The following is a 15,270-nucleotide window of genomic DNA, read 5'->3' as shown; positions in this document are numbered from 1 at the left end:
TATCCCCATGAAATCAACCAAACACGTACTCATTACTGGTGCCGCCTCTGGCTTAGGCAAAGCATTGGCACTCAAATGGGCCGCGATGCAAGCTGAGATCTGTGTAGCCGATATCAATCAACAGGCCGGTGAGCAAGTGTGTGCTGAAATTCTCTCTCAAGGAGGAAAGGCATTTTTTATACCCTGTGACATCACCAATATCGACAGTATTACGTCGCTAAAGGAATGCTTACTATCACGTTGGCAAAGCATAGATTTATTGATTAACAATGCCGGCGTAGCCAGCGCAGATATAATGGAAGTAGAACCCATAGCACAATGGCGCTGGGTAATGGAAATCAACGTATTTGGCATTGTTAATATGTGTCAGCAATTTATTCCGGTGTTTAAACAACAAGGCTATGGCAGTATCTTGAATGTAGCCTCACAAGCGGGCTTGACGCCAATCCCCTTTATGTCTAGTTATAATGCCTCAAAAGCTGCAGTAGTATCACTGTCAGAGACATTACGTTTAGAGCTTGCCAGTGACAATATCAATGTCAGTGTCTTGTGCCCAGGTTTCTTTAAAACCAATTTAGGCAGTAGTTTACGAACTCAATTACCTACAATGGAAAAACTCTTGGGTAAACTATTTGATAAGTCCCCCATCAATGCCGAACAAGTGGCTGAGATTGCCTATCAAGGTGAGAGCAATAAACAGTTTCTGTTATTAACCCATCAACAGGGTAAGCGTTTGTATTTGCTAAAACGTTTATTGCCACGTAGTTTGTATTTTACATTGGTATTAGCACAAACACGTAGACTAAGACAATTGCTAGGGAATGAGCAAACTCAATGAATCAACAGTATTTAGACAAAGCAAAACCGGTTAGAACCGGTGAAGAACTTGACCCAAACATTATTGGTCCCTGGTTAATGCAACATATTCAAGGACTTCAAGGCGAGCTTAAAATAACCCAATATACTGGCGGCGCGTCTAATTGGACATATTGCCTTACATACGACAATTGTGAGCTCATATTACGCCGAGCACCAATAGGTACAAAAGCCAAAGGTGCTCACGACATGGGGCGCGAGTATCGCTTGCAGCAAGCATTAAAGCCCGTTTACCCTTATGTCCCGACCATGCTTGCCCATTGTGACGACGAAAGCGTAATAGGTACTGAGTTTTATGTCATGGAAAAACTCAATGGCATCATTCCAAGGCAAAACCTCCCAAAAGGGCTCAACCTTAATGCACAGCAGGCCAGAACACTCTGCACCAATGTCATCGACTGCTTAATTGAATTGCATAAAGTGGATGTGAATGCTGCCAATCTCAATCATATCGGTAAAGGCGAAGGTTACACCCAACGCCAAATTGAAGGTTGGAGCCAACGCTATACCCAGGCAAAAACCTGGAATGTGCCCTCAGCAAAACGCGTGATGGCCTGGCTTGAACAACACAAACCCACACAAGAAACCATTTGCCTCACGCACAATGACTTTCGCTTTGACAATGTCGTTTTAGATCCAGATAACATCAGTAACGTCACCGGAGTGCTCGACTGGGAATTAGCAACATTAGGTAATCCCCTGATGGATTTAGGCAACACCCTAGCCTACTGGGTTGAAGCCAATGATGATTTTTTAGCACAGATGACCCGCCGCCAACCGACACACCTTAATGGAATGCTCACTCGCCAACAGGTGGTTGAGTATTATTGCAACAAGATGGCTATCACAATTGAGGATTTTCGCTTTTATGAAGTGTTTGGATTATTCCGTTTAGCAGGCATTGTGCAACAAATATATTACCGCTATCACCACAAGCAAACACGTAATCCAGCATTTAAGCATTTTTGGGTTTTCTCACATTATTTAATTTGGCGTTGTCACCGTGCAATGAAGTCATAAGGGATCACATGGCAAACATTTATTTAATTCGTCATGGTCAAGCCAGTTTCGGGGCAAACAACTATGACAACTTGTCGCCTTTAGGGCATAGCCAAGCACGCCATCTAGCAGAACATTTGAACCAACGCAGAGTTCAACCCAATCATGTAATTTGTGGCAATATGGCTCGCCATCAACAAACGCGAAATGCGTGTTTGGCGGCATTATCACCTGCGTTATTGCATGACTCACAGCAGATAAGCCCCGCATGGAATGAATTCAACCATGAAGAAGTCATTGCCGTTTACCGCCCTGATTTAGCCAATCCTAACACGATGAAGCAATACCTTAGTGAGCAAGCCTCGCCGACAAGGGCATTCATTACATTGTTTAGCCAAGCCATTGAGCAATGGCAATGTTCAAGCAATCATTCACAATATACAGAGTCATGGAGACAATTTAATCAGCGTGTTGCAAACGGTTTAACAGAGTTAATCAAACAAACACCCGAAAATGATACCGTCTTTATTTACACATCTGGTGGTGTAATTAGTGCTGCTGTTATGCAAATATTATCCATAAAAGAATCCGAATTTTTTAATATTAATAAGCAATTAGTCAATTGTGGGATCACTCAATTACAACTAAAACGACAAAGGTTAAGTGTCATTACATTAAATGAACACAGTTACTTTAGCGGTGAACAACATCACTTACACACTTTAATTTAACCCTCTACACTCACTTTCTCTTTTGCCGCACAAAAGAGCTAACAATAATAAAGAGTCACTTATGAAACGGACTAACATATTAATTACCGGAGCAAGCTCAGGTTTAGGGCGCGGAATGGCAATTGAATTTGCAAAACAAAATCATAACCTTGCATTATGTGCAAGGCGCGTAGATAAACTAGAAGAATTGAAGCAACATTTATTGAGTATCAACCCAAATATTAATGTACTCATTAAGCCACTTGATGTGAATGACCACCCACAAGTGTTTGAAGTATTTAGCCAATTTAAACAAGAAATGGGACAACTTGACCGTGTCATCGTCAATGCAGGTATGGGCAAAGGCGCATCAATAGGTACTGGGTATTTTGCGGCTAACTTACAAACTGCGCAAACCAACTTTATTGCAGCAATTGCACAGTGTGAAGCGGCTATGGCTATTTTTCGTGAGCAAAATAGCGGACATTTAGTCACCATTTCATCGATAAGTGCCGTACGAGGTTTTAGACGGGCAATGACAGTATACGCAGCAACCAAAGCCGCCTTAACCTCATTAACTGAAGGGATTCGTATCGATGTAATCAATACCCCCATAAAAGTGACCTGTGTGCATCCTGGGTTTATTCGCAGTGAAATTAATGAAAAAGTGAAAAAAGTCCCATTTATTGTTGATACCGAAACGGGCTGTAAAGCCATGGTCAATGCAATACAAAAAGAGCAAGCCAATGCCTTTGTGCCAAGCTATCCTTGGGCCTTGTTACATTGGATATTACGCGTTGCGCCAATTAGCATTATTGCCAAAATGAGTTAGCCGATTTTAAAAACAGCCATCTAAACAAAATGCCAAACTCAACGTTTGGCATTTTGTTTAATAACACCAACACGAACACGCTAGGCTGCAACCACTTGCCTAAGTTTACGTAAAGGATGTAAACGGTTGTGCATAACTTTAATGGTATCGAATTGCATCAAGGATTTGTTGTCTGATAACTGACAATGTTGCGATAAAATCATCACAGTCGCGGCCTGTAAACCGTTATCAATCACTAATGCCAATACCTTAGAATTGCCGCACTTCAATTGAAATAGCTTACCGATTTCACAGTAGACACATTCGTCACTGACATCAAAAAACCAAGATTTAGGCATTTGTGACTGTAACATAAAATGAGCTGCGGTAGCGTTTAACGCAGTTTGAACAATCGCCGCGTCTGACAGATGCAGTATTTTAGGAAGCGTTTCAAGCATTTTGATATAAAATTTGGCGTGCTCAAGGCAAAATTCAGCTGCACATAGTGCATCTGGAATGAGTATTTTTGATTTATATGGGGTTAAGAACTCCATCTCGGAACCCAATGAAATACTCAGCTGCTTGCAAGTCTCATTGTATTCCCAATGCCAGTCCTTGTTTGGCATTAATAACATGGCTGTCTGCACCTAAATAGTAATGAACACCAGTGCATAATAGATGAATTTTCACGCAATATCAAAATTTAATTATAAAATATAACATATCTATCATAGTGTTAGCGCGATCGAACGATCAACATTTCGATCGCGGCATGATTTTTGATCAATAACTTAGCTATTTAGTCGTTATTTTGCACAATAGGCTTTAACGATCTGATCAATCAGTTTGGGTCCCTGATATATAAAGCCAGAATAAATCTGTACCATAGTAGAGCCAGCGTCAAATTTGGCCAATGCATCTGCTGCACTGTTGATGCCACCCACACCAATGATCGGGATCTTACCTTGTAAACAGATCGACAATTGTTTGATCACTTGAGTTGATAAATCAGTTAATGGCTTACCACTGAGCCCGCCCATTTCTTCAGCATGCGCTAAGCCAACAACCGCATCGCGGCTTAATGTAGTGTTAGTTGCTATGACGCCATCAAACTGGTTATTCACTAAAGAATCAGCAATGGCCTGAATTTCATCAGAGGTTAAATCGGGGGCTATTTTTAACGCAACAGGTACATATTTACCATGTTTTTCAGCCAATTGCGCTTGTTTGGCTTTAATTGAACTGAGTAAATCATCCAATAACTCACCGTATTGCATGGCGCGAAGACCTGGCGTATTCGGTGAAGAGATATTAACGGCAATATAACTGGCGTGTTGGTATACTTTTTCCATGCAGATTAGGTAGTCATCTTTACCCTGCTCTACTGGCGTATCTTTATTTTTACCAATATTGACCCCGACCATAATATCGGTTTTTTTGGCGATAAGATTACGCACTAAATTATCGACGCCTTTGTTGTTAAAGCCCATTCGATTAATAATCCCTTGAGCAGGTTTTAATCTAAATAGTCTTGGCTGATCATTACCCGGTTGTGGACGAGGGGTAACGGTACCGACTTCAACATGGCCAAATCCCATCGCATGGAACGCATCGATAGACTCACCGTCTTTATCCATTCCAGCAGCTAACCCAACGGGATTGGGAAAAGTGAGACCCATACAGGTCACAGGTGCTGATTTAACATGTTGGCGATAAAAACAATTTAATGGTGTATTCCCAGTCATTTTCAAACTGCCAATAGCGACATTATGCGCTAGCTCTGGGTCCATCTGAAACATGACTTTTTGTGCGATAGTGTAAAACATGGTTTCTCCTAGACCTAAAAAAAGCCCCGGCAATCGCCAGGGCTTGTTGACATTATATACCCAAACTAGTTGAAGTTTGGGTATAAAACTACTTCTGACCTTCGCAATGTAAAATCAGTAAGTTCAGTTCTCTTAAGGCGACTGAGAACTTAGCAAATTCATGTGTTTGTGAGACTTTGAAGTCTGAAAGCATATGATACCATCTTTCAAGTAATGGCTTGTTTAATGCCATCCATTCATTAATCACACTGTCGGCGTTACACGTGTCAGTACAAGTACGTAATACTGCAGAGCTTAACGCACGTTGTTGCCAATCTAGCTCTTCTCTAAACGCGGCTCTAGCAAGTGCTTGCCAGTGATTTGCGACAGGTTGAGCACTAATTTGTTCTAAGAACCAATGTAACTCAACTTTGGCACCCAATTTAAAGTAAGTTTCAGAAACCAATTCTAACGTTTTATTTTCAAGTTGAGCAATCTGAGCGATATCTAACGCTGAAAATAACGTACTCATTTTAGCTACCACTTGTGCGACAGCTTTAGGGACATTTTGGTTAGTTAGCTTAGTGATTTCAGCAGAAATGGCTTTCACTTCAGCAGCAATCATATATTGGTCAACGTTTAATTTAAGCTGTTCAAATACAGGCTTAAAGAATGCAACGGTTTGCACAATATCATGTGCACGGTTGCGATGGCGGATAAACCAACGACAAGCTCGGCGCATATTACGGCGTAACTGATGCAACATTTCACCTTGCACATGTGCTGGGATTACGCCATTTAAGTCTGTAATTGATGTGGTTAATTCATCAAGTCCAAACACTTCACGCGCCATAGTATAACAAATAGCCGCTTCGGCAACTGTTGCACCTGTCTCATCTTGCATACGTTGTACAAAATTAAAGCCCATGTCGTTAACTAACTCATTTGCTAACGAAGTGGCAATAATCTCACCGCGCAGCGGATGAGCCGTCATTCTGTCAGCATATTTGGCTTGTAACTTTTTAGGGAAATAAGCCACCAACAGTTTACTCAAGAATGGATCTTCTGTGATTTCAGGCGTGACTAACTGTTCTTTTAGCACCATCTTAGCGTAAGCCACTAACACTGACAGTTCTGGTCGAGTTAACGCACGACCATTGGCTAAGCGTTCAGCTAAATCGTCGTCAGTTGGTAAAAACTCAAGAGCGCGATCAAGTTTACCGTCTTTTTCAAGATACTGAATAAACCGAATTTGTTCTTTAAGCTGTGATACACCATGGACTTGAGTGACCGAAATAGTTCGCGTTTGATCCTTACAATCTTGAATCACGATGTCGCTGACTTCATCTGTCATTTCTTCAAGTAAACGGTTACGTTGTTTTACCGTTAACTCACCTTCTGCAACTAAGGTGTTTAAGAAAATCTTGATGTTTACTTCGTTGTCTGAGCAATCAACACCACCCACGTTATCAACAAAGTCGGTATTCATACGGCCGCCATTAGCGCAGTATTCAATACGGCCTAATTGTGTACAACCTAGGTTACCACCTTCACCAATAATTTTGGCGCGCACTTCTTTACCGTTGACACGTAATGCATCATTTGCGCGGTCGCCTACTTCAGCATGTGTTTCTTTACTCGACTTAACATAAGTACCGATACCACCGTTCCAAATCAAATCTACTGGCATTTTCAGAAGTTCTTTCATTAGCTCAGTTGGGTTCATGCTGTCTTTGTCAGTGGCAAGCATTTGCTTGATCTCTGGCGTCAGCTTAATTGACTTAGCCGAACGTAAGAATATGCCACCACCCTTAGAGATTAACTTAGCGTTATAGTCTTCCCAGCTTGAGCGTGGTAAAGCAAACAACCGTTGGCGCTCAATGTAACTTTTTTCAATATTAGGCGTTGGGTCGATAAAGATGTGCATGTGGTTAAAGGCAGCAACCAATTGAGTTTGCTCAGATAACAACATACCGTTACCAAATACATCACCCGCCATGTCACCAATAGCCAAACAGCTAAAAGGCGTTGTTTGGCAATCGACACCAATTTCGCGGAAATGACGTTTAACAGATTCCCATGCACCGCGTGCTGTGATCCCCATTTTCTTGTGGTCATAACCATTACTGCCACCAGATGCAAACGCATCACCGAGCCAGAAGTTATATTCAATCGCAATGGCGTTAGCAATATCGGAGAAGGTTGCTGTACCTTTGTCAGCCGCAACGACAAGGTATGGATCGTCCTCATCATGACGAACAACATCAACAGGCGGTACTACTTCGCCGTTAACAATGTTGTCAGAAATATCGAGCAATGCACGAATAAAGATACGGTAACATTCTTGACCTTCAGTAAAAAATGCTTCGCGTCCGCCTTCGGTAGGCAGTTGTTTACACACAAAACCACCCTTTGCACCAACAGGTACAATAACGGTATTTTTAACTTGCTGTGCTTTAACAAGGCCTAACACTTCTGTACGGAAATCTTCACGACGATCTGACCAACGTAACCCACCACGAGCGACTTTGCCGCCACGTAAATGGACACCTTCAACCCGCGGTGAATAAACAAAAATTTCAAACTTAGGCAGTGGTTTGGGCATTTCTGGAATTAATCCAGGAGCAAACTTAAATGAAACGTAGTCTTTCGCCACGCCACCCGTTGTTTGATAAAAGTTTGTGCGTAACGTCGCGTTAATTAAATCAAGATAGCGACGAATAATACGGTCATCATCAAGACTTGATACATCGTCTAGTTGAATATTGATTTGTTCTAGGAACTTACTCAAGGTACGCGTTTTTAGCTTTGGATTAAACTTACGGATGAACATTTTCACCAGTAAGTCAGCTAATTTTGGATAACGACTAAAGGTTTCTTCGATGTACGACTGGCTAAATGTCGCATCGATTTGGCGCATGTATTTAGCATAAGCCCGTAAAATAGACACTTCGCGACCACTTAAGCCTGTTGACAGTACCATGCGGTTGAAACCATCGTCTTCAAGTTTCTTTTGCCACACTTGTAACAGCGCGGTTTGGAAACGGTCTTGGCTGTCTGCCAGGTTCTCAGTGGCAGCACCTTGTACTGTCATTAAAAAGTCTAAAATCCAGAACGTTGCACCGTCGTTGGTTTTCACTTCATAAGGACGTTCATTAATGACACGTAGGCCGAAGTTTTCTAACATTGGCAACACGTCAGATAAATGAATCGGTTCATCTTTATGGAATAATTTTAAACGAACCTTGTTGTCGTTTAACGCTGACTCTTGTGGCTGATAAAACAGCATGCCTAACTTGTGGTCATCGTCTAACGCTTCTAAATGTTGCATATCAACAACAGCAGAGCTTGGAAGCACATCATCTTTGTAACTTGGCGGGAAAGCATTGAGATAACGTTTTGTTAAGCCAGTACCAGCCTGCTCACCGAGATCGTTATTTAATGCAGTATGTAATTTATCATCCCACGAACGTGCTGCTTCAATCAGGTTTCTTTCAATCGCGGCCACATCAACATCCATATCGTTATTATCAACTTTGATAATGTAGTGAGTTCGAGCCAAAGTAGACTCAGAAAAATACGTAGTGAACTCAACATCTTCATTACTTTTAAAATGCTGCGCCAAAATACGCTGAGTATCTTGACGTAATTTAGTGTTGTAACGATCTTTAGACACATAAACCAAGCACGAAAAGAAACGCCCAAAACCATCTTTGCGAACAAATAGTTTTAGCTTATCGCGGTCCTGCATTTCTAATACGCCATGAGCCATACTGGCCAATTGATGATCTTTGGCTTGTATTAGCTCATCACGAGGTAAATTCTCAAGAATGTTCATCAGAGCTTTGTAGTCATGAGAACGTGGTGTAAGCCCTGAGTTATTTAAAATCCGCTGGACTTTTTCAGCCAATAATGGGATTTCACGCGGACTGCGATTATATAAATTAGAAGCATATAACCCGATAAAACGGTCTTCGCCAATGACGTTACCTTTTTTATCAAAGCGCTTAATACCAACATAATCAACATAAGCCGGACGATGAACACGGCTTTTAGCTGAGCTTTTAGTTAATACTAATAAGGTGTTATCTAATGCTTCTTTACGGGCTGAATCGGACAAGGTGGACAGTAACAAACCACGCTCGCCTTGCGACGTTTTAGAGCGATTCATTAAACCAAGACTTGAATCTAAATCCGGGACAAGCTCCACATCACCTTCTACACGCTTTAAGTCGTAATAGCGGTAACCGAGTAACGTGAAGTGGTGATTGTTTAAATAATTTAAAAAATCAATCGACTCTTGTAATTCAGTCTTGTCACCAGGAAATGGTCGAGAAGGCAATTGTTTGATTGTATCAGTTAATTTATTTGTCATTAACTGCCAGTCATTCACTGACGCCGCAACATCTGCAAGTACCGACTGTATTTCTTTTTCTATAATTTTAATGTCGGCATCGGTGTTTTGCTTGTCAATCTCAATTAAAAATACTGCAACACTGCCGCTGTTTTCTGCTGCGTCATTTAAAAATGATACGCCAGTGACGGTATTTTTATCACGCATAACGGCTAATGGTGTATGTAGCATTACATGAGCTGTAATCCCCAGACGATTCAGCGCCATGCTTAATGAGTCAACCAAAAATGGCATATCTGGTTGGATGACTTCAATAATACTGTGTGATGATTGCCAACCATGTTTCGCTTGGCTTGGGTTAAACACCCGAATATGGGTTTGCTCGGGTGAGGTTTTATTTAAGGCATTCCACAAGCTGACAACTGCACCATACAAATCGCTGTCGTTACGCGCATTGAGGTCGTCTTTTGACATATGGGCATAGAGACAATTAGCAAATTGCTCTACTTGTTTTGCTTGAGAACTAGGGATTTTTGTGTGAATTAAATTGACTACATTTTCAAGTAGTACAGAAGGCATTGCATCTTTCAAGGCCATGTTGCAGATTCCTTAAGCGTCTATGGCAGCGCTCTTATCATTATATGGATGCTTCGGCTTGTTGATTCGGTCGGTCCGAGTCATTTGTATTTATCACGTAAACATGTGTTTTGCGTTTTACAAAAGAAACTCATATTTGAGATCCGCTGCAAAGTTTATTACTAAATTGCTGCTATATCGAGGAAAATTTTAGTGGTACATCCTCTATAAATCCAGTTGTGAAGTGATATTAGCGTTTAAAATGACATTTAAGTCGTTTAGATAGACTAACTATGCAAAATAAAAAAGGGAGCTAGGCTCCCTTTTTTATTCAATTACATGTTTTAATTATTTTTTTCGCCAAAATATTGCTGAAAGTGCAGGTAGAATAATAATTGCACCTAACATATTTACTAAAAACATAAATGTCAGCAAAATCCCCATGTCCATTTGGAATTTAAGATCGGAAAAGAACCAAGTGCTCACACCAATGGCTAATGTTAAGCCGGTAAAAATAACCGCACTGCCGCGTTCAACTAACGCTTCAAAATACGCTTGCTGAATGGGCATGCCATTGGTGAGTTTATTGGACATAGTCGACAAAATATAAATACCATAATCAACACCAATCCCAACACCTAGCGCAATCACCGGTAACGTACTCACTGCAAGGCCAATATCCAATAACGTCATTAACGCTTGCGCTAACGTCGACACTACATACAAAGGGATGATCACGGCGATGGTCGCTTTAAGCGATTTAAAGCTTATTAAGCACAATACAAACACAGCACCATAGACATACAACATCATTGGCAGTTGCGCTTCACTTACGGCCTCATTTGTCGCCGCCATCACACCAACAGGACCAGAAGCCAATTTAAACTGCAATGTATCGCTGTTCAGCTCTGCCGCAACGGCTTTGACCTTTGTAACCACGACCTCAATAGTTTCTGCTTTATGATCTTTTAAGAACAAATACACAGGCATCACTGAACAATTGCCATTTAGCAAACCAGAAGTGGTTGGAACCTGCCCCACAGCTTGGACCAAACTTGCAGTGGTACGGGGTAAAATCTCCCAGCGCGGATTACCCTCATTGAAGCCCGCATTGACCTTTTGTGCAACCGAAGCCAAACTCGCCGTTGACTCAACACCAGGGGTATTGGCCACCATCCACTCAAATTGATCAATTTGTGACAACACAGAATGGTAGGTACAGGCTTCAGGCGCAGCTTCAACAATCACTGTCATCACATCTGTTGTAATAGAAAAATGGTCAGTGATAAAGAAGGTATCTTGATTGTAACGTGAATCTTGATGAAGTGCCGGTGCACCGCCTTGCAAGTCGCCAATTTTCATTTTGGTGGCTTGCATAAAGCCAACACCATACAAAATCACTGTAGAGACTAAAACAACAACGGCATATTTGGGGGTGGCAAAATTAGATAACCAGCGCCAAATGTTTTCAATTTGCTGTGCCTTTTGCGGATTATCTGGCTTTTTAGGTAATTCAAAATACGAAATTACCAACGGTAGCAAAATAAGGTTGGTGAGAATAATCACCGCAACACCCAAAGAAGCAGAAATAGCCAACTCACGAATAATGCCAATATCAATGGCAAGCAAGGTTAAAAAGCCCACAGTGTCAGATAACAGCGCGACGCCACCTGGTACGAGTAAACTTCTAAACGCTGACGCCGATGCCGCTTTAGTTGATTGGCCATCAAGCACTCGTCGACGCACAGCGTTAATCATCTGTACACCGTGGCTCACACCAATGGCAAAAACTAAAAATGGCACTAAAATCGACATGGGATCTAAGCCAAATCCAACCACTGTCAATAAGCCTAACTGCCAACATACAGCAATTAAACTGCATGCTAACGGCAAAATCGTTAACATGACCGATTTAGAGAATAAATACACCATCACGGCAGTCACTAAAATAGCGATTAAGAAAAACAGCAAAACACCTTTAGCGCCTTCTGCTACATCGCCAGCCATTTTGGCAAAACCAATGATATGGATTTTTATTTTATCATTTTCAAACTTACCACGAAGCTCTTGCTCTAATTGATTAGCAAATGCAATGGTATCAATAGCTTTGCCCGTTTGTGGGTCAAACTCCATTAACTGTGCTGTTACCATTGCTGACGTGTAATCATTACCAATTAATCGGCCAACAATTCCAGCTTTTTCAATATTGTCACGTACAACTTGCAAACCGTATTCATCGTTACTAAAGTCTGCAGGTATGACTGGGCCACCGGCAAAACCGTCTTCAACCACTTCGGTAAAACGCGTTGACGGTGAAAAAAGAGATTTTACTTGCGAACGCTCAACACCCGGAATAAAAAATAATTGGTCATGCACATTTTTTAGCGCATCAAAAAAGACTGGGTTAAAAATATTGCCACTCGTGTCTTCAACGGCAACCATAATGCTATTTGCACCACCAAAGTCTTTCTGGTGTTTGGTGTAGGTTTTCATGTACGAATGGTTGAGCGGAATATTTTTACTAAAAGCCGCATCCATTTTTAATTGGCTGGCTTGATAACCTAAGAAAACGGTTATAAAAATAAACGAAATAATGACCCACTTCCGATTACGGAATAAATGAGACTCAAATCCATTGACCAGTTTTTCTAACATCTTATCGGCCCTATTATTGTTGTTTTAATTATCCAAATTAACCATAAGGTTATTTAAGCTGGAACAGTCCCTTAGAACCGGCAAACCATAATTGGCCTTCACTGTCCTTTGCTATTGCTACAATGTTTTCACCCTGCCTACGCGTCACAATCTCTGCTTGGGTATCGTCAACTGACAATACAATCCCAGCATTTCCCACAAGGTATAATTCATCTTTAGCAGTCACGAGAGCACCATTAATAGATGACTCAACGGGTAATTCAACTTGTTGCCATTGCGACAAAGTTAAATCTGATTTAAACACGTGACCACGAAGTCCCATTACGTAAATGCTATCGTTAACCTGTATAGCATTGAACATTGAACCATCATAATCAAAATCCACTTTCGTAAAAGTATGTCCGTTATCATCTGATACGGCAACCATGCCTAATTCGCCGACGAGTAGTAATCGAGTGTCAGCTAAGCGAATTAAACGATTAAAATGAGGCAATAAAGCAGAACGCTCAGATAAATATAGGGCTTCATCTTCTGCTTTTAATTCATTTAAATAGGCAATATCTTCTTCAAATAATAATTCTTGATGAAATTCATCCTGCCATGTTTTACCGCCATCGGTTGTCCGATAAAACAACCCATAAGCGCCCACAGCAATACCCTCATTTGCAGTATAAAAACGGACGTCTAAAAACGGTTTTTCAATCTCGGTAGATTGCATTTGCAAGGTCCACGTTTCACCACCGTCATTGGTGTGAATAATGGTGGCATCGTGACCGACCGCCCAGCCTTGCTTATCGTCGAAAAAAAAGACTTTTGTTAACTGGGTTAACACAGGAGTAGCAACCTGTTGCCATTGACCATTTTTAAGTAATAACACATTACCACGTTGCCCAACGGCAACAAGGTGGTCGCCTGCATTGGCAATATCAAGTAACAGAGAAGATTGAGCTAAAGGTTGAATTTGAACAGTTAGTGGGTCAAATTGGGCATCTACTGAAGCAGTATATAAACATGCACTAATCCCAATCGCCACTGCACTGCGAAGCATGCTAAACGTCATACAAACTTCCTTAACAATGAAGGGGCGCTAAGCGCCCCAATTTTATGGCTAATTAACGAATACCAGCACGTCTTAATGCATCTGGAGTAAAATTAGATTCAGAAAGAGAAGCATCAAAATTGTACATGCGACCTTCGTTGTCTAAGCCCATAGCCAAATAGCGACGAGACTGCAAATCATGGAATACTTCTAAGGTACTCCAGTTTGTTAGCGCATCGTAGTAGTTAATTGAATGAGCAACACCAACACGATATAACTCATCACGGTTATCATACATATCGGTTAGCGCAATTTGCCATGAATCTTCGTCAATATAAAATACACGCGATTTGTAGATATGACGCATACCGTCTTTCAACGTTGCCTTCACTTCCCATACACGGTGTTTTTCATAACGAGCAAATTCAGGGTTAATATGGCCAGGTTTTAAAATCTGATCATACTTAAGCTTATCTGAATGTAGCTTGTAGTCATTGTAAGGAATATAAATCTCTTTTTTGCCAACCAATTCCCAGTTGTAACGCGATGGAGAACCGTTAAACATATCGAAATCGTCTGTGGTTCTCAAACCGTCAGATACAGTACCTGGCGTATCAAATGCCACGTTAGGTGCCTTACGAACGCGACGTTGCCCAGTGTTGTAAGTCCAAGCTTGGCGAGGTAATGCCTCTTGATCCATGGTTTCTTTCACGAGTAGCGCGGTGCCAGCTAAACGCGCAGGTTGGGTAACAACTTGTTTAAAATAAAACAAGGTGTTGGTTTCTTTAAGCTTGTCTAGGGTAATTTCAGGACGGGTATACTCAAAACGGATCTCTTCAGCATTTTCAACCAAAGTATACGCTCCGGTTGACGTAGGTGCTGCTTGACTACGATACGTTTCAACATCTACACCACGATAACGAAGAATATGATTCCAAATGACTTCTAAACCATTAGATGGAATAGGAAACGGCACACCAATCGTCGCACCAGAAATACCATTACCTTGAGAAACTAATTCAGCAGTAACAGCATTATTTTTTGTTGCATCGTAAACATACTGAGGTACTGATGCACTACGACGCGTTTGGTAGACATTCATTTTGTACGTATCAGGATACAACTCGAATAGCTTGTTTTGCCCAGGGGTTAAAAACTCAGCATATTGCGCTTTATTGGCATTGGTAATGGTAAATAAAATTTTATCTTCTGGGAACGGATCTGGGTGATGCATCCCTTTAGTGTAGCCAGCAACTGGTTTTGTAATACCACCATCCCAAGCAGGAATTGAGCCATCAGCATTTGCAGCTTTCTCACCACCTAATGGCGTTAATGTTGTACCTAATTTATCAGCGTCAGCTTGTGATACTTTCGCCAGCGCAGCAGGTGCACCAAGTGCCATAATCACTGCTGCCGATAATATCGTCAGTTTCTTCATTATAATT

At 41.3% G+C, this 15,270-nt stretch carries 10 protein-coding genes; 4 read left to right on the top strand and 6 right to left on the bottom strand.

From position 1 onward, the window contains the following. Positions 1-7: 7 nt before the first annotated feature. From L2703_RS14225 to L2703_RS14210, 4 genes are all read left to right on the top strand, one after another. Positions 8-838, top strand: a complete 831-nt coding sequence (locus tag L2703_RS14225) for an SDR family oxidoreductase (RefSeq protein ID WP_248971742.1) — start codon at positions 8-10, stop codon at positions 836-838. Continuing rightward, positions 835-1,896: a phosphotransferase family protein gene (locus tag L2703_RS14220; protein WP_248971741.1), complete on the top strand. Its 1,062-nt coding sequence runs from the start codon at positions 835-837 to the stop codon at positions 1,894-1,896. The genes L2703_RS14225 and L2703_RS14220 overlap by 4 nt, the downstream gene beginning before the upstream one ends. Before the next feature lie 8 nt (positions 1,897-1,904). Next, positions 1,905-2,606, top strand: coding sequence for a histidine phosphatase family protein (locus tag L2703_RS14215; RefSeq protein ID WP_248971740.1), 702 nt, complete (start codon positions 1,905-1,907; stop codon positions 2,604-2,606). Between the two features lie 61 nt (positions 2,607-2,667). After that, positions 2,668-3,417 (top strand): SDR family oxidoreductase, encoded by a 750-nt coding sequence (locus L2703_RS14210; protein WP_248971739.1) that lies wholly within the window; start codon positions 2,668-2,670, stop codon positions 3,415-3,417. Positions 3,418-3,497: 80 nt separating this feature from the next. On the opposite strand, the gene L2703_RS14205 is transcribed toward L2703_RS14210, so the two are convergent. From L2703_RS14205 to L2703_RS14180, 6 genes are all read right to left on the bottom strand, one after another. Further along, positions 3,498-4,031, bottom strand: coding sequence for a cell division protein ZapC (locus L2703_RS14205; protein WP_248971738.1), 534 nt, complete (start codon positions 4,029-4,031; stop codon positions 3,498-3,500). A 171-nt stretch (positions 4,032-4,202) separates the two neighbouring features. Further along, positions 4,203-5,222 carry a quinone-dependent dihydroorotate dehydrogenase gene (gene pyrD / locus L2703_RS14200; RefSeq protein ID WP_248971737.1) on the bottom strand — a complete coding sequence of 340 codons (1,020 nt, stop codon included), beginning with the start codon at positions 5,220-5,222 and terminating at the stop codon, positions 4,203-4,205. Positions 5,223-5,310: 88 nt separating this feature from the next. Further along, on the bottom strand, positions 5,311-10,152 hold the full coding sequence (locus tag L2703_RS14195) for an NAD-glutamate dehydrogenase (RefSeq protein WP_248971736.1): 4,842 nt from the start codon (positions 10,150-10,152) through the stop codon (positions 5,311-5,313). A gap of 327 nt (positions 10,153-10,479) precedes the next feature. Then, on the bottom strand, positions 10,480-12,786 hold the full coding sequence (locus L2703_RS14190) for an efflux RND transporter permease subunit (RefSeq protein WP_248971735.1): 2,307 nt from the start codon (positions 12,784-12,786) through the stop codon (positions 10,480-10,482). Positions 12,787-12,835: 49 nt separating this feature from the next. Continuing rightward, a complete protein-coding gene (locus L2703_RS14185; RefSeq protein WP_248971734.1) occupies positions 12,836-13,846 on the bottom strand; it encodes a WD40/YVTN/BNR-like repeat-containing protein in 1,011 nt (336 codons plus the stop codon). Positions 13,847-13,898: 52 nt separating this feature from the next. Further along, on the bottom strand, positions 13,899-15,263 hold the full coding sequence (locus L2703_RS14180) for a DUF1329 domain-containing protein (RefSeq protein WP_248971733.1): 1,365 nt from the start codon (positions 15,261-15,263) through the stop codon (positions 13,899-13,901). Positions 15,264-15,270 lie beyond the last annotated feature (7 nt).

This window comes from Shewanella basaltis (genome assembly GCF_023283885.1).
GTDB lineage: Bacteria > Pseudomonadota > Gammaproteobacteria > Enterobacterales > Shewanellaceae > Shewanella > Shewanella basaltis.
Note: the sequence above shows the minus strand (reverse complement) of the source record. Positions and strands in the feature narration are given on the sequence as shown.